Source organism: Hyphococcus sp. (genome assembly GCF_965267305.1).
Taxonomy (GTDB): domain Bacteria; phylum Pseudomonadota; class Alphaproteobacteria; order Caulobacterales; family Parvularculaceae; genus Hyphococcus.
On the sequence record NZ_OZ253945.1, the window covers coordinates 3,796,567 to 3,814,704 of the forward strand.

Consider the following 18,138-nt stretch of genomic DNA (forward strand, 5'->3'; position numbering starts at 1 on the left):
CGGCGTTAAATGATTTGATGGCGGATGGCGAAAACATTCAGGTTGCAGCGATGAGCGGCCCAAACAGCGATGCGGGTGAAGAAGCCTTCGACGCGCCCGTACGCATCACGACGACCGACGAAGCGATCGATGCGCTGGTAGTGAATATCGAGGGCTATGAAGGCCCGCTCGATGTCCTCCTCGACCTTGCACGCCATCAGAAAGTCGACATCCGCAAGATCTCCATGGTCGCGCTCGTTGACCAGTATCTGAAGTTCGTCGACGCCGCGAAGGCGCGCAATCTCGAGCTCGCCGCCGACTATCTCGTCATGGCGTCATGGCTTGCTTACCTCAAATCCAAGATGCTGCTGCCGGCCGCCGAGGACGATGGCGACGAGCCAACGGCGGACGAAATGGCCGCGCGGCTCGCCTTCCAGCTTCAACGCCTCGAAGCCATGCGCAAGGCGGTGGAGGATCTTCAGAACCTGCCGCAGCTTTATTGGGATTTCTTCCCGCGCGGCGCGCCGGAAGGCGTACGCGTTACGCAGAAACCAGACTGGCAGGCGGATCTTCTCGATCTCCTCAAGGCCTATACGACACAGCGCATTGTCGCCATTGATCGCGAATATCATATCGAGCCGCCGCCGGTTTATTCGGTAGAGGCGGCGCGCCTCCGGCTCGAGCGCATTCTCGGCTCGATCCCCGAATGGACGGAGCTGCGTGCGCTGACGAAGTCTTACGGCGTCGAAGCGCCGCCGACCTCGGTGCTGGCGAGTTCGTTCAATGCGGCGCTGGAATTTGCGAAGGCCGGCCGCATCGATTTGCGCCAGCTCGGGGCCTTCGAACCGATTTACATCAAGGCGCGGACGGAGACCCCGGAAGCGGAGACAGATGAAGGAGAGGCGTCATGATGGAAGAAGACGCCGGACGCAATTTCAAGGACCTCGACGCCCGTGAGGCGCAGGAAGCGCTCGCAGAGGAACTTTCGAACCAGGAAAGCGATGCTAACCCCGTGACTGACGAAACCGAAGAAACGGAAGCCGAAGAGATCGAAGCCGCCGCTGAAGCAGAGGAAGAAACAGCGCCGGAAGTCGAGTGGAGCGAGGAAGACCTTGCCGAACAAAAGCGCATGGTCGAGGCGCTGCTCTTCGCCGCCGCCGAACCGCTCGATGAAAAGTCGATCGCCGATCGTCTGCCGGCGGGCGCGCCCATCGCGGCGCTGATCGAAGCGCTTGAAACCGATTACGAAGGCCGCGGCGTCGTCTTGAAAAAAGCCGAGAAAAAGTGGCGCTTCGTTACGGCGGTCGATGTCGCCCATGTCTTGGACAAGGAAAAGACGACCCAGCGCAAGCTGTCGCGCGCCGCGCTCGAAACCCTCGCCATCATCGCCTATCACCAGCCCTGCACCCGCGCCGACATCGAGGATGTGCGCGGCGTTCAGGTGGCGAAAGGCTCCCTCGACCAGCTTCTCGAAATCGGCTGGGTGAAGATGCGGGGCAAGCGCCGGGACGTTCCGGGCCGCCCGACGCTCTACGGCACCACGGAGGATTTCCTCGAACATTTCGGGCTGGAGAGCGTCACCGACCTGCCGGGGCTCGCCGATCTCAAGGCCGCGGGGCTGCTCGACGCCCGCCTGCCGCCCGGATTTTCCGTGCCGACGCCCGCCGATGGCGACGATGAAGATATCGAGGAAGATGAGGATTCCGGCGAATTTGCACAGGATTTTCTCGGCGAGGGCGAGGACGAAGCCGCAGACGCCTGACATTGCGCGCAATATGCACGAAATGCGCGCCGTTTGGCGTTTGCGTCGCGGGCCCGCCCGCATTACCTATAGGCCGGAATTTAGTGAAAAGAGGCGAATATGGGCGCTATCGGACCCTGGCAGATCGTCATTATCCTCGTGCTCGCGCTGCTGCTTTTCGGCGGCGGCGGCAAGATTTCGTCGCTGATGGGCGATTTCGCCAAGGGCATTAAATCCTTCCGCAAGGGGCTTCAGGACGACGACAAGCTCGAAGACCGCAGCGATAAAGCGATGGACGTCACGCCCGCCGAGGAAAAGGACAAGGCGTAGGCGCTCGCGCGTTACGCGCTGTTCAGCCCGGACTTGAACAAACAAGTCAGATTGGTTTTGGGCCGTCATGAATCTCCTGCCGCAATTCGGGTTTTTCGAGCTGGTGCTCGTCGCCGTGGTGGCGCTCATCGTCGTCGGCCCGAAGGATCTGCCGAAACTGATGCGCTCCGCCGGACGTCTTGTGGCGAAGGCGCGCTCCCTCGCGGGCGAGTTCACCGCCGCCTTCGACCAGATGGCGCGCGAGGCGGAGATGGAGGATCTCCGCAAGGAAATTGAAGAGCTGAAAAAGAACAATCCCGTCGCCGACGCCAAGCGCGCGATGGATGAGGCGACGGCGCCCATCGCAAAAGAGCTTCGCGAGGAAGCGCGCGGCATCGACAAGGCGGTCAAGGACGCGACCAAAGAAACGCCGCCAAATCAGCCCTCGAACGAGGCCGCCAAATCATGAGCGGCGAAAGCGCCAAGAAGAAAGAACAGGTTTCGGAAGAAGATGAATTAAAGGCCTCTTCCGCGCCGCTGCTCGATCACCTTGTGGAGCTGCGCCAGCGCTTGATCGTGTCGATCATCGCCGTCGCTGTCGGCTTCGCCATCTGTTTTGCGTTCTCAGTGCCGCTTTACGAGTTTCTTGTCGTTCCGTTTGAGCGCGCGGTGAAAGAGGCGGGCGTTCAGCCGAAGCTTTACTTCGCGCCGCTGGAATTCTTCTTCACGCGCGTCAAGCTCGCGGCGCTGGGCGGCATCGCGCTCGCTTTTCCCGTGGTCGCTTACGAAATCTACAAATTCGTGGCGCCGGGGCTCTACCGGCGCGAGCGCGCGGCGGCGCTGCCGTTTCTGCTCGCCATGCCGGTCCTGTTCTCGCTCGGCGCGGCACTTGTTTATTTCATCCTCATGCCTTTCGTCATGCGCTTCGCCGTGGGGATGGAGCAGCAGCCGGCGGAGGGCTCGGGCGTCGCCATCGAACTGCTGACGCGGGTGGGGGATTATCTCTCCCTGATGACGACGCTGATCATGGCGTTCGGCTTCGCCTTTCAGTTGCCGGTTTTTCTGACGCTCCTCGCCCGGGCCGGGCTCGTCACCTCCGGTTTCCTCACTCGCAACCGCCGCGTCGCCATCGTGGTGATTTTCATCATCGCCGCTTTTCTGACCCCGCCGGACCCCTTCAGCCAGCTCATCCTCGGCGCCTGCATCATCACGCTTTACGAGGTGTCGGTCATTTCCGTGCGCCTCGCCGAGCGAAAGGCGAAGGAAGCGGTGGAGGGCGCCGAAGAGGCGTCGGTTTAGGCGCGCTTTTTTCTTCCCCCGTTTACGGGGGAAGTGCCTCGAAGGGGCGATGGGGGTTAACCCCCTCCGTCACCCCGGATCAAATCCGGGGCGACACCTCCCCCATGAATGGGGGAGGAGAAGGCTCCGCTCTAGACCCCTTGTTTCAACCCGGCTAAACCGCGCCCCATGTTCGACATCCGCTATATCCGCGAAAATCCGGACGCTTTCGACGCCGGTCTCGCGCGCCGGGGCCTCGCCCCCCGCGCCGGGGAGATCCTCGCCCTCGATGAAGAGGCGCGCAAATACACCGTCACGCTCAACGACCTGCAGGAGCGGCGCAACGCCGCCTCCAAGCTGATCGGCCAGGCGAAGGCGAAAGGCGACGAGGCGGAGTTCAACCGCCTGCGCGAGGAGGTGGAAAGCATCAAGGGCCAGATGCCGGTCGCCGAGGACATGCAGAAGAAGGCGCAGGATCAGATCCGCGACATCCTCTCCGGCATTCCGAACATTCCCGCTGACGATGTGCCCGAAGGCGAAGATGAAGCGGCGAATGTCGAGATCAGGAAATGGGGTGAGCCGAAGAAATCGAACAGCGCCAAGGAGCATTTCGATATCGGCGAAGCTTTGGGCCAGATGGATTTCGAGACCGCTGCGAAAATGTCCGGCGCGCGGTTCGTTTTGCTCAAAGGCCAGCTCGCGCGGCTTGAACGCGTCATCGCGTCCTTCATGCTCGATCTGCATACGGGCGAGTTCGGCTATACGGAATGCAATCCGCCGCTGCTTGTGCGCGACGAGGCGCTTTACGGCACAGGGCAATTGCCGAAATTCGCCGACGATCTGTTCAAAACGACTGGAGAGCACTGGCTCATCCCAACTGCCGAAGTCTCGCTGACGAACATCGTCAACAACGAAATTTTGTCTGAAGAAGAACTTCCCTTGCGTTTCACCGCCTGGACGCCGTGCTTCCGCTCGGAGGCGGGCTCGGCCGGGCGCGACACGCGCGGCATGATCCGCCTGCACCAGTTCTCGAAAGTGGAGCTTGTCTCCATCACGACGCCGGATCAGTCGAAGGACGAACACGAACGCATGACGTCCTGCGCCGAGGAAGTGTTGAAGCGCCTCGAGCTTCCGTTCCGCACCATGGTGCTGTCGACCGGCGACATGGGTTTCGGCGCGCAGAAAACTTACGACATCGAGGTCTGGCTGCCGGGGCAGGGACAGTATCGCGAGATTTCGTCCTGTTCCAATTGCGGCGACTTTCAGGCGCGGCGCATGAACGCCCGCTACCGCGTCGCCGGCGAGAAGAAAAAGATCAATCCCGTCCACACGCTCAACGGTTCCGGCCTCGCGGTGGGGCGGACGCTTGTCGCCGTGCTCGAAAATTATCAGCAGGCGGACGGCTCCGTCGCCGTGCCGGACGTGCTGAAGCCCTATATGGGCGGCATGGAAAAGATCGAGGGCGCGAAGTGACGTTCAGCCGGTAAGGCGGGCGACCGCCCGCTTGAGCAGGTCCGGCGCGTCGTAACCGGACAGCCGCCCGTCGCTGGAAAATGCGCCGTCGAAAAGCAACGAGAGTTGCATGGCGAGCAGATCGGGGTCGTCAATGCCGCGTATCTCTTTGCAGATGAGCTGCAGCCGGCGGTGCATCTCGGTCTTGTGGCGGCGCGCAACCTTGCGGGCGGGGTGCGACCGGTCGGAAAATTCGGCTGCGACATTGATTTGCGGACAGCCGCGATAATTCTTCCTGACGACGCGGTCCCCGATCCAGCGGCAAAGCGCGTCAAGCTGGGCCCGGCCCGGCGCGGCGCCGGCGATGACGTCGTCCCACTGGCGCCAGAACTCCTCATCCTCTTTTTCAAGATAGGCTTCGATAAGGTGGTCCTTGGTGGGAAAGTGCCGGTAGATCGTCGTCTTCGCGATGCCGGACCGCTCCACGATCTGCTCCATCCCCACCGCTCTCACGCCCTCCGCGTAAAAAAGGCTGGCCGCAGTCTCGAGCGCCTGCGTCCGCGCGCGTGCGGAGCGGGTAGGCGCTGCATCCTCGTTCTCTTTCGCCATGGGAGAACAATTGACAACGCTACCGATCGGTGTCAATTAGGGAATCGCTACCGATTGGTAGCGAAATGGGGCCGACAATGAACAACCGTCAAATCGCCGTTCTGGGAGCCGGAGGACACACCGGCAAATTCGTGGTGACGCAACTGGCGGAAGGCGGGTTCGTTCCCGTCGCTGCGACTCGCGACGGCGCCGGAGAGAGCCGGCGGATCGATTTTGGCGATCCCAAAAGCGTGGATAGGGCGATTGCAGGCTGCGAGGCCGTCATTAATTGCGCGGGGCCGTTTTTTGAGACGGCGGGCCCGGCGATCGAGGCGGCGCTTCGCGCGCGAATTCCTTATCTGGACGTATGCGCCGAACAGGAAACCGTCCGCCGCGCCTTCCATCATTATGATGAGCCCGCCAGAGCACTCGGCGTCAGCATCCTGCCGGCGGTAGCGTTTTTCGGCGGTCTTGCCGATCTGCTCGTCACCGCAGCGTCGAAGGGGCTTGGTCCGATTGAGACGGTTGAGATCGCCGTCGGGTTGGACGGGTGGCGCCCGACTCGCGGCACGCGCCTCACTGGACAGCAAAACATTTTTCCGCGCGTTATAGTTCGCGACGGCATATTATCGCCTGTGCCGAACCCGCCGCCGTCGCGGGAATGGACCTATTCGCACTTATTCGGAACGCAGTGTGTAACTTGTGTCCCGCTGTCGGAGATCATCCTGTTGAATTGGCATATCGGCGCCAGGTCCATAACGACTTACATGAATGAGAAGCCGCTTTCCGATCTAAAGGACGCGTCAACGCCGCCGCCCGAAGCGGTCGATTCAACCGGGCGCTCGGCGCAACGGTTTGTTGTTGAGGCTGAGGTTAGAGGTTCGTCGGGAAAGGCTTCGATATCAGTTCAAGGACAGGACATTTACGCTGTCTCTGCGCCGCTTGTCGTTGCCGCCTTGGAAAAGATGTTAAAGCGGGAAAAGTTGCGCGGCGGCGTTTTCGCGCCCGGAGAAGTCTTCGACGCAGACGCCTTTCTTGCACAGCTGTCACCGCGCTTTTTAGAGTCGATTCATCACGATACGGAGTAGAGAAAGGTCTTGGCAGCGCCCATGCCAAAATCTTGACTTAAAGATTTTCCTATCATTTCCATTATCGCCGCCATCACCTACAATCTGCAGCAAGGTCATGGACTTCACTTGCAGATTGAGGAGCGGAACTGGCGAAAATGTTCAAGAGCGAACAGCTAAGATTTTTTAAAGAACACCCTCTCATCCGCGTCATGCTGGAGAGGGCCCGCGCGGAAATCGGCGCGCTCGCCGCCTTCGCCGTCGCCGCGGTGGGTTTGCTCATCTTCGCTGGGATCGCCGACGAGACGACCGAAGGCGAAACCCGCGTTTTCGACGAGACTATTCTTCTGGCGCTCCGGACGCCGGGGAACCCCGACGATCCCATCGGGCCCGCCTGGTTCGATCTTGCGATGAACGATATTACTGCGCTCGGCGGTTTCGTCGTGCTGACTCTGCTCGTCCTGAGCGTCGTCATCTATCTGCTGATGCAGGGGAAGTGGCGCAACGCGGTCGTCGTCGCCGGAGCATCGGTGAGCGGCGTTTTCCTGAGCGAAGGCCTGAAAGTCGGGTTCGGCCGTCCGCGTCCGGAACTGGTGCCGCAACTTGCGGAAGTCCATTCGCTAAGTTTCCCGAGCGGCCACGCCATGCTGTCGGCGGTGATCTTCCTGACGCTCGGCGCTTTGCTCGCAAGGTTTCACAAAAGAAAGCGGGAACGCGCGCTCATCATGCTCTATGCGGTTCTGACGACGATGATGGTCGGCGCGAGCCGGGTCTATCTCGGCGTCCACTGGCCCACGGACGTGCTCGCCGGCTGGGCTTTGGGCGCGGCGTGGGCGGCGCTCTGGTGGCTTGCGGCCTGGCGTTTCCTGCGGGACAAGCAGGAAACATAAGAGGATATGAAAGAGACAGATGCGAATATTGTGCACCAATGACGACGGCATTTACGCGCGGGGGCTCGAAGCGCTCGTCAAGATTGCGCGGGAGCTTTCCGACGATGTCTGGGTGGTCGCGCCGCAGGAGGAGCAGTCGGGCGCCGCGCGCGCGCTGACGCTCGCCCATCCGATCCGCATGCGCCAGTATGACGATCGCCGCTTCGCCGTCACCGGCACGCCGAGCGACGCCGTTCTGATGGGGATCAACAAGATTCTCGGCGGCGAAAAGCCGGACCTCATTCTTTCCGGCGTCAATAACGGCCAGAACCTCGCCGAGGACGTCACCGTTTCCGGCACCATCGCCGGCGCGTTTCAGGGCATGTCCATGGGCGTGCCGTCCGTGGCGCTTTCCTTGTCCCGTCTCTCGCGCGATCAGGCGAAATGGGAGACGGCGGAAGCCCATGGCGCGAGGATCGTTCGGATGCTGCTCGAGGCGCGCTGGCCGCAGAATGTCGTCATGAACGTCAATTTTCCCGACCGCGCGCCGGACGATGTGGCCGGGATCGAGGCGACGGTTCAGGGCCATCGCGACGCCGTGCAGCTTTTCGCCGAGGAGCGCAAGGACCTCCGGGGCGGGACCTATTACTGGTACGGCTATACGGGCGAACTCTCCAACCCGCCTGCAGGAACCGACCTCAGAGCCATTTATGAGGGCCGCATCTCGATCACGCCGCTGCACCTGTCGCTGACGGATTTCGAGGCGCGCAAGGCGCTTGCAGCCGTGATTGACGCGAAAGGCCTGAAAGGCTGATAAATCCTTAACGAAACGGCCTCATATTAACCCTTCATTAACCAAAGAAGACAAACGTCGGCTCGAATCGGCGGACAAGTTTCGCGGGCGTTTTTCCGCATGTTTCTTGGCGAGGAGGGGCGATGAACACCGTTCGTGCAGTGTTGTTAATGGGCTCGTTTTTGGCGGCGGCCGCCTGCGGCTCACACAATCATGCGCCGGTGGTCTATGGCTCCGATCCATCGCGCCAGACCCGCGTTTATCACTCGCCGAGCGAGATCAAGCGCGAGCGCCAGACGGCGCAGGCCGCGCAAGCGCCGGTCTACCGCCAGCCGGAGTTTAAAGCCGTTCCTGCGGGCTCCATCGAGCCGGTGCAGTTGCAGCCGGTTTCCGCAATCTATCTCAACGAGCCGGAGCGCGCGCAACGCCAGACGACCCGCGTCGCCGCCGCGACGCCGCCGACGCATTTGCATAAGGCCAAAGGTTACATTGAGGTTCAACGCGGCGACACGGTCTACGCCATCGCGCGTAAGTTCAATGTCTCGCCGGCGGCGGTGATCGACGAGAACGATCTAAAAAAGCCATACACTCTGACAGTCGGGCAGGTATTGAAGCTGCCGAGCGGCGCCGCAGCCCTGGTCGCCGATGCGCCGTCGAGTTCAACGACCCTGGCGCAGCCTTCGCCGACGCAGCGCGTTGTCGCGAAGGATCAGCTCTATCAAGTGCGGTCGGGCGACACGCTCTATGGGATTTCACGCAAGACCGGCGTGCCGGTGACGACCATCGCGTCGGCCAACAATCTGCGCGCGCCTTATGCGCTTGACGTCGGCCAGCAGGTCCTCATCCCGCAGGCGCCGGTAGCCTCGGGCCGCGTCGCGTCCGCTGCGCCTCAGCCTGCGCCGAAAACCGAAACCGCGCCCGCCGACGTCGCGGAAATCGCGCGCAATGCGTCTTACACGCCGCCCCCCGCCGCCGCTTCCAAGTCGATGTTCTCATGGCCGGTGCATGGGCGGATTATTTCCGAATATGGCGCGGGCAATCTCGGCCGCCGCAATGACGGCGTGAATATTGCGGCGCCGGCCGGCACCGCCGTTCGCGCCGCCGCCGATGGACAGGTGGTTTATCGCGGATCAGAGCTCGAAGGCTTCGGCAATCTGTTGCTCGTCAAGCATGGCGACGGCTTCGTCACCGCCTACGCTCATAATGACGCCATGCTCGTCAAGAAAGGCGATCAGGTCAGGCAAGGCCAGGTCATCGCCAAAGTCGGACAGACCGGCGCCGTGACGACGCCGCAGCTGCATTTCGAAATCCGTCAGGAAAGCCAGGCCGTCAATCCGGTTGCGCTTCTTGGCGAACCTTAATAGGGGCGGGCCTATAAAGCGCCTTTAAAAAAGCGGGGACTTTCAGCAAGAGTTGCGTATTCAGTATAAAGAAGAAAAATGTTGCGTATTAAATTGGCGGGCCTTCGGTCCGCCTTTTTCTTTTTAACCGAAATTGACTTATCCGAATTTTCCGGGCCTTGAGGCGATCAGCCGCCGGGCGAGAAACTCCGGATTGGCCGGCAACAGCCCTTCCGAAATGAACGCCGTTTCGGAAAAATGCGCGAGGCCAAGACCGGCTTCAAAAGCGGCGCGCAATCCTGCGCCGACGCGTTTCGTCGCGTCGAACTTCGTCAGGATGCAGCGCCGGACGCCGATCTCCCTGAACGCCATCGCCCAGTCCACATATTCATCCGCATCGCCGCTGGCCGGAAGAACGAGGACGGGCTCCGCATCCGCCGCCTCGCGATAGGAGCGCAGGGCCGCGACATCGCCCGCGTCATAGGGGCTGACGCCCGGCGTGTCGAAAATGACCGCCCCCTGGGGCCGGTGGCTGCGCAGGATCTGCGCCACGTCGAGGGGGCTCTCGGCGATGAAATATTCGGCGCCCAGCGCCTCGCCATAGGCCTTGATCTGGTCGATGGCGCCGGCCCGGCCCACATCGGCGGTGATCATCATGGCGTGGGCGCCGCTTGCCTGCGCTGAGGCGGCGAGCTTGGCCCCGCTCGATGTCTTGCCAGCGCCGGTTGGGCCCACCAGCATCACGGGCGCGGTCGGCGCGAAATGCAGCGGCGCGAAGGAGAAGGTCTCGCGGAAGCCGGTCTCAAGCCGGTAGAGATCCTCGTCGATGGGCGATTTGCGTGCGCCTTCGATGAGGGCGGAGAGAAGGGCTTCGCCGATGCCGTGGGGCGCCAGGATCTCCGCCATGGACCGGACCGTCCGGTCGGACATGTCGAGGCTGCGGCCGCTTTTCCCGCCGGTGAGCTTTGAGGAGAGTTTCGAAAGCGCGTCGGCGGAGAATTTGCTCTCGATATTCTCATTGAGCCGCGCGCCCGCGCCCATCTTGAACGGGCCTTCGTCCACCGCCTCGCGCGCCGCGCCGGCGAATTGCGCTTTCGGGGCGGGCTCCGGAGCCGAAGGAGAGGGCTTGTCCGACGCCGTCACTTCCACATCGCCGCTCGGGAGATTGCGCACGGAAACGATCACCGCCCTGTCGCCAAGCGCGCGCTGCGCCTTCGCCTTGGCCGCATCGAGGTCAGAGGCGATGAATTTCATCATGAGCGTTTTTTACCGGCTACTGGCGGGCTTTGGCGGGCCCGGACTGGGACGGCGGAAGAATAACCTGAAGGCGCCGCCGGTTCCAAGGGCGCGCGGCTGAAAACGGCGCCTCAAGAGGCGGTAAAGAAAAACCCGCCGGGCTGAGCCCGGCGGGTGTCGAAAACCGAAAGTCGAGGAGGGATTACCGGTATTGCTGGACGCGTGTGGCGCGAAGCCCCGGCAGGCCGAACTGATCGATCGCCTTCTGCCAGGACAGAAATTCTTCAACAGTCAGCGTGTAGCGGTTGCACGCTTCTTCAAGCGTCAACAGACCGCCGCGCACGGCGGCCACGACTTCAGCCTTGCGGCGAATGACCCAGCGCTTCGTCGTGGGCGGCGGGAGGTCCTGCAGGGTGAGCGGCGTGCCGTCAGGACCGATGACATAGGCATCGGGTTTTTCAGACGGCGCAGCTTTGTCAGCAACGACAGACATGAGATTTATAACCCCGTAAATACGCAACTTGTGTTCTGACGGAGACTAGGCTTGCGCTGTAAAAAAACGCCTAAGCATCAAGGTAAAAGCTTTTCTAAGTGGTTGATTGTTCGTGAAAAAACAAAGTCACCACTTTCTGAACATTCTACAATTTTAGGATAATTTGCGGGCTTTCCTGGTTTTGATAGGCGCGTCGTCCGCAATTGAGATCGTCGCGCGAAAAACGCAGCGCGCAAATATTTGTTCGCAAGCGCAAAGAAACGCCGGAAAAATCTACGATTGTGCAGCAGGTGAAAACCGCCATGCATGCGGCGGCTGCGGTGCAATTCAACGCCCGCTTGCAAACGGCTTTAGTCGCGTCCCAGAAAAAGACAATCCGCGGGTTAACGGCCAGCCGTCGCGGAACGTGATAAATATCCGGAAAATTTCTTTCGGAAAATGCCCAAAAAGAGTCCTGCGCGGCTGATCGTTACATTTGCAACAATCGCTGCGGGCTTCTTGTTAAGAAGTTGAACTGGGGAGAAGCCGGGCGTGGCGGTTCGGAAGGAGCCGCCGCTCCCCCGATACGCGCGTGCCGCTTGTCAGGCGGATTTTCGCTTTTTGCGGGTAGTTTTCTTCTTTGTAGATTTTCGTCCCGAAGACGTCGCCGCCGTGCCAAGCCCGATTTCCTTGGCGAGCCGGGAACGCGATTTTGCATAGTTCGGCGCGGTCATTGGATAATCAGCAGGCAATCCCCATTTGCGGCGATATTCTTCCGGGGACAGATCGTAGTGTGTCCTGAGATAGCGTTTGAGCATTTTCAGCTTCTTGCCGTCTTCAAGACAGATGATGAAATCGGGCGTTACCGATTTCGCAACTGGCACCGCCGGTTCACGGTTGGCGATAAACGCCGCCCCTTCTTCAGCGAGGCCTGTTACAGCTGCATACACATTATTCAACAATGCCGGCAAATCTTCAGCTTTCACTGAATTATTGCCAACATAGGCGGCGACAATTTCGCCGGCCAATTGGATTGCGTCGTTTGTTTCGACGGAATCCGCCTTCTTACTTGCCATTCTAGTCATCTCCAGTGCGGGCCCTTTCCCCAGACAGCAGCGCTGGTCATTCAGTTGCCGTCCACGGAAGGTCCGCGGGTAATAGACGGCGCAGGCTTTGCGCCGTCAGGGTTCTCCCCGCTGATGGCGGTAGCGCTTCTCGCGCCTTGCTGCAAGATTGTGGAATGGCTTCCATAATTAGACATCGGTAAATATCCAATGTTTTTGCGCCTTTAGACAGGTCATTACCAAGACTAATAACTATTATGCCGCTGCTTATCACTGCGGCGATATACCTAATCCCACGCCGATATCGAATTCGGACGCCGCATTGCGGGCGGCCGCGTGTCCCCTTATATGTCGCCGCTGTTTCACGAGCCTCGTCCGGGGTTCTCACGTTGTCAGGAGCCGCCGCGATGAGCGCCAGTCAATCCTATCGCTTGCCTGAAGGATTCTTTACTGAATCTCTGGCCGACAAGGATAACGAAGTCTTCCGTTTTATTCGAGGAGAGCTTGCACGCCAGCAGGATCAAATCGAACTTATTGCATCAGAGAATATCGTCTCCAAGGCTGTTCTGGAAGCCGCCGGATCGGTTCTCACCAATAAATATGCTGAAGGCTATCCGGGAAAACGCTATTACGGCGGCTGCGAGCAGGTTGACGAGATCGAGGAGATCGCCATCGCCCGGGCGAAACAGCTCTTCAACTGCAATGAAGCGATCGTGCAGCCCCATTCGGGGAGCCAGGCCAACCAATGCGTCTTCATGGGACTCATGAAGCCCGGGGACACGTTTTTGGGCATGGATCTCGCCGCCGGCGGGCATCTTACTCATGGCAGTCCGGCCAACCAGTCCGGCAAATGGTTCAACTGCGTTTCCTATGGCGTCCGGCGCGACAATCAACTGATCGATTTTGAGCAAGTCGAGCGTCTCGCCGACGAGCACAAGCCGAAAATGATTATCGCCGGCGGCAGCGCCTATTCGCGCATCATCGAGTTCAAGCGTTTCCGGGAGATCGCCGACCGGGTGGGCGCCTTATTCATGGTGGACATGGCGCATTTCGCCGGTCTCGTGGCGGCGGGGCTTTATCCCAATCCCCTCGATCACGCCCATGTGGTGACGACGACGACCCACAAGACCCTGCGCGGACCGCGCGGCGGGATGGTGCTGACCAATGACGCCGATATCGCCAAGAAAGCCCGTTCCGGTCTCTTTCCCGGCATTCAGGGCGGTCCGCTCATGCACATTATCGCCGCCAAGGCTGTCGCCTTCGGTGAGGCGCTGCAGCCTGAATTCAAAACCTATGCGCAGGCAGTGATCGACAACGCCCATATGCTGGCGCAAACGCTGGTGGAGGCGGGCTATGCCGTCGTTTCCGGCGGCACCGACACGCATCTCGCGCTGATCGACCTGAGCCCCAAGGGCGTCAAAGGGAACGCGGCCGAGGCGAGTCTTGAGGCGGCGGGGATCACCTGCAACAAGAACGGCATTCCCTACGATCCGGAAAAGTTCACGATCACCTCAGGCATCCGCGTCGGCTCGCCGGCCGGAACGACGCGGGGCTTCGGCGTCGCTGAGTTTAAGAAGGTGGGCGAGTACATGGCCGAAGTGCTGGACGCGCTTGCGAAGGGCGAGGCCGATCCGGCTGTGGAAAAAGCCGTCCGCGGGCGGGTTGAAGCCCTCACGGGGCGGTTTCCCATTTACGGCTGACTCGCGTAGAACCGCCGGACAGATTTGGGAGACGCCCCATGCGATGTCCGTTTTGCGGCAGCGATGACACCCAGGTGAAGGACTCCCGTCCCGCGGAGGACGGGGCCTCGGTGCGCCGGCGCCGGGAATGCTCGGCCTGCGGCGGCCGGTTCACCACATTCGAACGGGTGCAGCTGCGCGAGCTTGTGGTCATCAAGAGCACGGGCAAACGCGCGCCCTTCGACCGCGACAAGCTTATGCGGTCGATCCTGGTCGCGCTTCGCAAGCGCGACTTTGAGCCGGAACGGGTGGAGCAGATGGTCTCCGGCATCGTGCGGCGGCTCGAGGCGACCGGCGAGGGCGAAATCGAATCGAAGCTGATCGGCGAGATGGTGATGGAGGGCCTCGCAAAGCTCGATGACGTCGCTTATGTGCGCTATGCGTCGGTGTACAAAAATTTCCGTGAGGCGAAGGACTTCGGCGAGTTTCTTGGCGGCATGGACGAAGCTGAAGCCGCCGCCCGGCGAGACCAAGAGTGATAGAAAGCAAGACTGACCAGCCAATGGCGACCGGAGAGAAGAATATCAGGGAAGGCGCGCCGTCGCGCTCCGCCGCGCGGCTCGCCGCGGTGCAGGCGCTTTACCAGATGGAGGCGGGCGGTCAGGGCGTCGAAGCGACGATCCGCGAGTTTAAGGATTTTCGTCTCGGCGGCGACATCGAAGGTGAAAAGCTTCACGCCGCCGATGCGGCGTTTTTCGCTGACATTCTGCGCGGCGCCGTTGAGACGCAGTCGAAACTCGATCCCTATCTGCAGCGCCAGCTCGCCGAAGGCTGGCGGCTTTCTCGGCTAGACGCCACCGTGCGGGCGATCCTGCGGGCCGGACTTTACGAGCTGATCCGCCGCCCCGATGTTCCCTATAAGGTCGTTATCAACGAATATCTCGATGTCGCGCGCGCCTTTTTTGAGGGCGATGAGCCGGGCTTCATCAACGCCGTTCTCGATGCGGCGGCGAAGGAAGCGCGCAGCGACGAAGTGAAAGTCTGATCCGACGCCAGATGAGCGAATTCGAGATCATCCGCGAAATTTTCGCTCCCTTGACGACCGAGGCTCCGGGCGCGTTCAATCTTGCTGACGACGCGGCGCTTCTCTCATCTCAGAATCTTGTCGTCACGAAAGACCTGATGGTCGCGGGCGTGCATTTCCTGGCGAAGGACCCGCTCGATCTTGTGGCGCGCAAGCTCATTCGCGTGAATCTGTCCGATCTTGCGGCAAAAGGCGCAAAGCCGCTCGGCTATTTTCTTGGCTGTGTGTGGCCGCAAAATGTAAAGCGCGCCGCCATCGAGCTCTTCGCGCGCGGCCTGGCCGAAGATCAGGAGCATTTCCGCATCGCTCTTTATGGCGGCGACACCACGGTCCATGGGGCCAAGGGCGCGCCGCTCACACTGTCGGCGACGTTTTTCGGCGCGCCGTCGAAACAGGGAATGACGAGACGCTCCGGCGCGGCGCTTGGCGATGATTTATATGTGTCGGGCACAATCGGAGACGCCGGTCTCGGCCTCATGGCGCTCCGGAAAGAATTCAAATTCACGACCGTCGACAAAGCTTCCCTAGCAGGCCGCTATCATCTGCCGGAGCCGCGCCTGGTGCTCGGCACGGCGCTCGCCGGCCTTGCGACGGCGGCGATCGACGTTTCCGACGGGCTGATTGCGGACGCGGCCCATCTGGCGCGCGCATCGGGATTGCGCGCTGAAATCGACGCGGTGGCCGTGCCGCGCTCGCAGGGCGCCGCCTATTGGGTCGCGGCGCAGCAGAACAGATGGAAGGCGCTGGCGGCGCTTGCGGGCTTCGGGGACGATTACGAAATTCTTTTCTCAGCGCCGCCCGCCATGCGCCGCTCCGTCGTCATGGCGGCGAAAGCGTCGCGTACGGAGGTTTCGCGCATCGGCTCTTTGACTCGCGGCGACGGCGTTCTTTTCCTCGATGAAAGCGGCGCGCCGATCCTCGTTCCCGAAACCGGCTACGATCACTTCAAAGAAACGCGCTAAACCTTTTGCTCGCGCGCCGGCTCAGTCCCAGCGACCGGGAACCCAGTACCAGCCTTGGCTGGTATGGACCCAGCGGCCATCCCTCCAGGTTTTATGGCGCGGCGGATTGTGCTCCCAGAAACCGTCGATCCAGACATAGTCGGCGCCGGTCCAGCGCCAATAGCCGTTGATCCAGATAGCCGCTGGCGATGGTCTTGGCGGAATGATGATGCGGCGCGGCGGAGGCGGAGACACCCGAATATAGGAAACGCTCATCCTCACCGGCGCCGGCCCATGACGATAATGAGCGTGATACCAGCAGCCGCTTGTCAGGGCCGCCATGGCGCCGCTGAGAGCAGCGAGCTTCAATAACCGGAGAAATTTCATGCTGGCGCTCCTTTCAACAGGAACTACAGAATGAAGGGCTTAGCCCATGCAGCCTATGACAGAGGTCAATTGAAAGGCGCCGAAAAATCTGGGCCCGGAGCGGTTATTGCCCCGGAACCGGTCCTTCTTCGCCGAGCGAGGCGGGCAGGGCGCCGACGTTTCCGAGAAGCTGCTCCCAGAAATTGAGTTCGCGGCCACGCGTCGGGGTTTCGCGCTGGACAAGGCGAATATCTTCTCCGTCGGCGAGATCGAATTCCTTGAATTCCTCCACCGTGCCGTCATCGGCGAAATGGATGGCGATCACCTGACGCGTCTTGGTCTTCGGTTTGAAAAAGGCCCGAGTCTGATCCGTCGAGTGGAGATAATACCAGGCGTCGCGGTCGAAGACGCCGATCATCGACGGCTCGCCATATTTCGCGAGGATCGAATCCTTGGTGTCGAAGCCGGGCTCCGCGGTCAATTCCTTCTGGTCGGCCTCAAGGACATAGCCGTGGCTCGAACGCACGGAGACGCAGGCCTGAAGCATGAGAAGGCCAAGGGCAAGAAGGAAAAATCGGGTCATCGGGGTCTCTTTTACGCTGCTGTGGCGCGGGTGCTCGCCGCGCCGGGACTTGATCCCGGCGGCCGGCGGGAATACCTCGCCTGCCGGCAGCCTTTGTCTACCAGTGATTTCAAATTGCCGCAAATCCCAGATAATGCCGCGCGGCGCGAAGGAAAACCCTTGATGTTCAAAACCTTGTTCAGGAAGGACCCGGCGCTGGAGGCCGGCCGCGCGCTTTATGCGGCGGCGGTGGAGCAGGCGCGGACCCCCGCCCTCTATGACAGGCTCGGCGCGCCGGACACGGTCGAGGGCCGGTTCGAAATGGTGGCGCTGCATGTCTGGCTCGTTATGCGCCGCCTGAAAGGCGACGAAGGCGCGAAGAAAGTGAGCCAATGCCTCTTCGACGCCATGTTCCAGAACATGGACGACAGTCTGCGCGAGCTTGGCGTCGGCGACCTTCAGGTCGGCAAGAAAATCCGCAAGCTCGCGGAGAATTTCTACGGCCGCATCGGCGCCTATGAAGCAGCCATGAAAGACGATGCGCCTGAGGGCGCGCTTGCAGAAGCGCTTTCCCGCAATATTTGCGAAAAGCAGATGGCGGAAACGGCGCCGCAATTCGCCGACTATGTGCGCCGCGCCGATGCGCATCTTCAAAACCAGCCGGCGGCGCGGATCGTAGGCGGCATCGTCGTGTTCCCGCCAGTCGAATAGGGAGCAAGCTCATGAACGACCCTGCTAACCCTGCGCCGGAATTCAGCTACGAAATTGACATTGACGACGTCGGTCGCGCCGGCAAGATTTTCCGCCTTTCCGCCAATGAGAAGGAGCGCGCGAAAATCGCCGCCCGGCTTGAAACGCCGTCGGTGGAAAAACTCGAAGGCGTAATGAAAGTGATGGCGACAAAAACCACGATCCGCGTCACCGGCGAGATTACGGCCGAGCTCACCCGCGAATGCGTCGCCAGTCTCGAACCCATGCTGGAGACCATCGCCGAAAGCTTTGAGATGGATTTTTCGCGCACTCCACCTGAAACTGAAGAGGAGGAAGATCTCGACGCACCCGAATATTTCGAGGGAACGGCGCTCGATCTCGGCGAATTGCTGGTGCAGCAGCTTTCTCTCGCCATGGACCCGTTTCCGCGCAAGGAAGGGGCGAAAAGTCTCGCCGAAACCTATGCGCCTGAGGAGAAAGTCTCGCCCTTTGCGGGTCTCAAGGGCGTGTTGGGAAAAAGTGATGATAATCAATAGGTTTACCTGGGCTGCGAAGGGGCTATAAGGGCCTCAAAAGGCGCAATGGGCGCCGCGTTGCCATGGGCGGC

At 61.0% G+C, this 18,138-nt stretch carries 22 protein-coding genes; 16 read left to right on the forward strand and 6 right to left on the reverse strand.

What is annotated here, in order from left to right; translation table 11 throughout:
* The first annotated feature begins 17 nt into the window (after positions 1-17).
* From ACQY5P_RS18395 to serS, 6 genes are all read left to right on the forward strand, one after another.
* Positions 18-890, forward strand: coding sequence for a segregation and condensation protein A (locus ACQY5P_RS18395; RefSeq protein WP_428408329.1), 873 nt, complete (start codon positions 18-20; stop codon positions 888-890).
* Positions 887-1,741, forward strand: a complete 855-nt coding sequence (gene scpB / locus ACQY5P_RS18400) for an SMC-Scp complex subunit ScpB (protein ID WP_428408330.1) — start codon at positions 887-889, stop codon at positions 1,739-1,741. The genes ACQY5P_RS18395 and scpB overlap by 4 nt, the downstream gene beginning before the upstream one ends.
* Positions 1,742-1,840: 99 nt before the next feature.
* Complete coding sequence (gene tatA, locus ACQY5P_RS18405) at positions 1,841-2,050, forward strand: twin-arginine translocase TatA/TatE family subunit (protein WP_428408331.1); 210 nt, start codon at positions 1,841-1,843, stop codon at positions 2,048-2,050.
* 67 nt (positions 2,051-2,117) lie between these two features.
* Positions 2,118-2,498, forward strand: a complete 381-nt coding sequence (gene tatB / locus ACQY5P_RS18410) for a Sec-independent protein translocase protein TatB (RefSeq protein WP_428408332.1) — start codon at positions 2,118-2,120, stop codon at positions 2,496-2,498.
* The gene (tatC, locus tag ACQY5P_RS18415) at positions 2,495-3,328 is read left to right on the forward strand and encodes a twin-arginine translocase subunit TatC (RefSeq protein ID WP_428408333.1); all 834 of its coding nucleotides are present in this window, start codon (positions 2,495-2,497) and stop codon (positions 3,326-3,328) included. Before tatB ends, tatC begins: the two co-directional genes overlap by 4 nt.
* Before the next feature lie 168 nt (positions 3,329-3,496).
* On the forward strand, positions 3,497-4,780 hold the full coding sequence (gene serS, locus ACQY5P_RS18420; RefSeq protein WP_428408334.1) for a serine--tRNA ligase: 1,284 nt from the start codon (positions 3,497-3,499) through the stop codon (positions 4,778-4,780).
* A 3-nt stretch (positions 4,781-4,783) separates the two neighbouring features.
* On the opposite strand, the gene ACQY5P_RS18425 is transcribed toward serS, so the two are convergent.
* Positions 4,784-5,368 carry a TetR/AcrR family transcriptional regulator gene (locus tag ACQY5P_RS18425; RefSeq protein WP_428408335.1) on the reverse strand — a complete coding sequence of 195 codons (585 nt, stop codon included), beginning with the start codon at positions 5,366-5,368 and terminating at the stop codon, positions 4,784-4,786.
* Positions 5,369-5,445: 77 nt separating this feature from the next.
* Between ACQY5P_RS18425 and ACQY5P_RS18430 the strand changes: the two genes are divergently transcribed.
* The 4 genes from ACQY5P_RS18430 (at position 5,446) to ACQY5P_RS18445 (ending at position 9,437) form a co-directional block, all read left to right on the forward strand.
* A complete protein-coding gene (locus ACQY5P_RS18430; RefSeq protein WP_428408336.1) occupies positions 5,446-6,435 on the forward strand; it encodes a saccharopine dehydrogenase NADP-binding domain-containing protein in 990 nt (329 codons plus the stop codon).
* Between the two features lie 137 nt (positions 6,436-6,572).
* Positions 6,573-7,304, forward strand: a complete 732-nt coding sequence (locus tag ACQY5P_RS18435) for a phosphatase PAP2 family protein (RefSeq protein WP_428408337.1) — start codon at positions 6,573-6,575, stop codon at positions 7,302-7,304.
* Between the two features lie 19 nt (positions 7,305-7,323).
* A complete protein-coding gene (gene surE / locus ACQY5P_RS18440; protein ID WP_428408339.1) occupies positions 7,324-8,097 on the forward strand; it encodes a 5'/3'-nucleotidase SurE in 774 nt (257 codons plus the stop codon).
* Between the two features lie 122 nt (positions 8,098-8,219).
* Positions 8,220-9,437: a peptidoglycan DD-metalloendopeptidase family protein gene (locus tag ACQY5P_RS18445; protein ID WP_428408340.1), complete on the forward strand. Its 1,218-nt coding sequence runs from the start codon at positions 8,220-8,222 to the stop codon at positions 9,435-9,437.
* 138 nt (positions 9,438-9,575) lie between these two features.
* On the opposite strand, the gene ACQY5P_RS18450 is transcribed toward ACQY5P_RS18445, so the two are convergent.
* The 3 genes from ACQY5P_RS18450 to ACQY5P_RS18460 form a co-directional block, all read right to left on the reverse strand.
* Positions 9,576-10,673 carry a hypothetical protein gene (locus tag ACQY5P_RS18450; protein ID WP_428408341.1) on the reverse strand — a complete coding sequence of 366 codons (1,098 nt, stop codon included), beginning with the start codon at positions 10,671-10,673 and terminating at the stop codon, positions 9,576-9,578.
* Between the two features lie 181 nt (positions 10,674-10,854).
* Positions 10,855-11,145, reverse strand: coding sequence for a DUF1153 domain-containing protein (locus ACQY5P_RS18455; RefSeq protein WP_428408343.1), 291 nt, complete (start codon positions 11,143-11,145; stop codon positions 10,855-10,857).
* A 581-nt stretch (positions 11,146-11,726) separates the two neighbouring features.
* On the reverse strand, positions 11,727-12,200 hold the full coding sequence (locus ACQY5P_RS18460) for a MucR family transcriptional regulator (protein WP_428408344.1): 474 nt from the start codon (positions 12,198-12,200) through the stop codon (positions 11,727-11,729).
* 395 nt (positions 12,201-12,595) lie between these two features.
* Here ACQY5P_RS18460 and glyA point away from each other — a divergent pair, with 395 nt between their 5' ends.
* From glyA to thiL, 4 genes are read left to right on the forward strand one after another with little or no spacing between them, the layout of a single operon-like run.
* A complete protein-coding gene (gene glyA / locus ACQY5P_RS18465; RefSeq protein ID WP_428408345.1) occupies positions 12,596-13,888 on the forward strand; it encodes a serine hydroxymethyltransferase in 1,293 nt (430 codons plus the stop codon).
* A gap of 38 nt (positions 13,889-13,926) precedes the next feature.
* Positions 13,927-14,406 (forward strand): transcriptional regulator NrdR, encoded by a 480-nt coding sequence (gene nrdR / locus ACQY5P_RS18470; protein ID WP_428408346.1) that lies wholly within the window; start codon positions 13,927-13,929, stop codon positions 14,404-14,406.
* A 23-nt stretch (positions 14,407-14,429) separates the two neighbouring features.
* On the forward strand, positions 14,430-14,912 hold the full coding sequence (gene nusB, locus ACQY5P_RS18475) for a transcription antitermination factor NusB (protein WP_428408347.1): 483 nt from the start codon (positions 14,430-14,432) through the stop codon (positions 14,910-14,912).
* Positions 14,913-14,923: 11 nt separating this feature from the next.
* The gene (gene thiL / locus ACQY5P_RS18480) at positions 14,924-15,913 is read left to right on the forward strand and encodes a thiamine-phosphate kinase (RefSeq protein WP_428408348.1); all 990 of its coding nucleotides are present in this window, start codon (positions 14,924-14,926) and stop codon (positions 15,911-15,913) included.
* Positions 15,914-15,934: 21 nt separating this feature from the next.
* Here the strand turns inward: thiL and ACQY5P_RS18485 are convergent, their stop codons facing one another.
* Together ACQY5P_RS18485 and ACQY5P_RS18490 are read right to left on the reverse strand one after the other, a co-directional pair.
* On the reverse strand, positions 15,935-16,279 hold the full coding sequence (locus ACQY5P_RS18485; RefSeq protein ID WP_428408349.1) for a hypothetical protein: 345 nt from the start codon (positions 16,277-16,279) through the stop codon (positions 15,935-15,937).
* A gap of 103 nt (positions 16,280-16,382) precedes the next feature.
* Positions 16,383-16,841 carry an outer membrane protein assembly factor BamE gene (locus tag ACQY5P_RS18490; protein WP_428408350.1) on the reverse strand — a complete coding sequence of 153 codons (459 nt, stop codon included), beginning with the start codon at positions 16,839-16,841 and terminating at the stop codon, positions 16,383-16,385.
* Positions 16,842-17,003: 162 nt separating this feature from the next.
* On the opposite strand from ACQY5P_RS18490, the gene ACQY5P_RS18495 reads away from it, so the two are divergent.
* Complete coding sequence (locus ACQY5P_RS18495; RefSeq protein WP_428408351.1) at positions 17,004-17,531, forward strand: ubiquinol-cytochrome C chaperone family protein; 528 nt, start codon at positions 17,004-17,006, stop codon at positions 17,529-17,531.
* Between the two features lie 11 nt (positions 17,532-17,542).
* On the forward strand, positions 17,543-18,067 hold the full coding sequence (locus ACQY5P_RS18500; RefSeq protein WP_428408352.1) for a YceD family protein: 525 nt from the start codon (positions 17,543-17,545) through the stop codon (positions 18,065-18,067).
* The last annotated feature ends 71 nt before the right edge of the window (positions 18,068-18,138 follow it).

What these genes read in the sequence shown, in the direction of transcription:
- ACQY5P_RS18395 (WP_428408329.1), top strand. Translation starts at nt 18, where the DNA reads ATGGCGGATGGCGAAAACATTCAGGTTGCAGCGATGAGCGGCCCAAAC.
- scpB (WP_428408330.1), top strand. Translation starts at nt 887, where the DNA reads ATGATGGAAGAAGACGCCGGACGCAATTTCAAGGACCTCGACGCCCGT.
- tatA (WP_428408331.1), top strand. Translation starts at nt 1,841, where the DNA reads ATGGGCGCTATCGGACCCTGGCAGATCGTCATTATCCTCGTGCTCGCG.
- tatB (WP_428408332.1), top strand. Translation starts at nt 2,118, where the DNA reads ATGAATCTCCTGCCGCAATTCGGGTTTTTCGAGCTGGTGCTCGTCGCC.
- tatC (WP_428408333.1), top strand. Translation starts at nt 2,495, where the DNA reads ATGAGCGGCGAAAGCGCCAAGAAGAAAGAACAGGTTTCGGAAGAAGAT.
- serS (WP_428408334.1), top strand. Translation starts at nt 3,497, where the DNA reads ATGTTCGACATCCGCTATATCCGCGAAAATCCGGACGCTTTCGACGCC.
- ACQY5P_RS18425 (WP_428408335.1), bottom strand. Translation starts at nt 5,368, where the DNA reads ATGGCGAAAGAGAACGAGGATGCAGCGCCTACCCGCTCCGCACGCGCG.
- ACQY5P_RS18430 (WP_428408336.1), top strand. Translation starts at nt 5,446, where the DNA reads ATGAACAACCGTCAAATCGCCGTTCTGGGAGCCGGAGGACACACCGGC.
- ACQY5P_RS18435 (WP_428408337.1), top strand. Translation starts at nt 6,573, where the DNA reads ATGTTCAAGAGCGAACAGCTAAGATTTTTTAAAGAACACCCTCTCATC.
- surE (WP_428408339.1), top strand. Translation starts at nt 7,324, where the DNA reads ATGCGAATATTGTGCACCAATGACGACGGCATTTACGCGCGGGGGCTC.
- ACQY5P_RS18445 (WP_428408340.1), top strand. Translation starts at nt 8,220, where the DNA reads ATGAACACCGTTCGTGCAGTGTTGTTAATGGGCTCGTTTTTGGCGGCG.
- ACQY5P_RS18450 (WP_428408341.1), bottom strand. Translation starts at nt 10,673, where the DNA reads ATGATGAAATTCATCGCCTCTGACCTCGATGCGGCCAAGGCGAAGGCG.
- ACQY5P_RS18455 (WP_428408343.1), bottom strand. Translation starts at nt 11,145, where the DNA reads ATGTCTGTCGTTGCTGACAAAGCTGCGCCGTCTGAAAAACCCGATGCC.
- ACQY5P_RS18460 (WP_428408344.1), bottom strand. Translation starts at nt 12,200, where the DNA reads ATGGCAAGTAAGAAGGCGGATTCCGTCGAAACAAACGACGCAATCCAA.
- glyA (WP_428408345.1), top strand. Translation starts at nt 12,596, where the DNA reads ATGAGCGCCAGTCAATCCTATCGCTTGCCTGAAGGATTCTTTACTGAA.
- nrdR (WP_428408346.1), top strand. Translation starts at nt 13,927, where the DNA reads ATGCGATGTCCGTTTTGCGGCAGCGATGACACCCAGGTGAAGGACTCC.
- nusB (WP_428408347.1), top strand. Translation starts at nt 14,430, where the DNA reads ATGGCGACCGGAGAGAAGAATATCAGGGAAGGCGCGCCGTCGCGCTCC.
- thiL (WP_428408348.1), top strand. Translation starts at nt 14,924, where the DNA reads ATGAGCGAATTCGAGATCATCCGCGAAATTTTCGCTCCCTTGACGACC.
- ACQY5P_RS18485 (WP_428408349.1), bottom strand. Translation starts at nt 16,279, where the DNA reads ATGAAATTTCTCCGGTTATTGAAGCTCGCTGCTCTCAGCGGCGCCATG.
- ACQY5P_RS18490 (WP_428408350.1), bottom strand. Translation starts at nt 16,841, where the DNA reads ATGACCCGATTTTTCCTTCTTGCCCTTGGCCTTCTCATGCTTCAGGCC.
- ACQY5P_RS18495 (WP_428408351.1), top strand. Translation starts at nt 17,004, where the DNA reads ATGTTCAAAACCTTGTTCAGGAAGGACCCGGCGCTGGAGGCCGGCCGC.
- ACQY5P_RS18500 (WP_428408352.1), top strand. Translation starts at nt 17,543, where the DNA reads ATGAACGACCCTGCTAACCCTGCGCCGGAATTCAGCTACGAAATTGAC.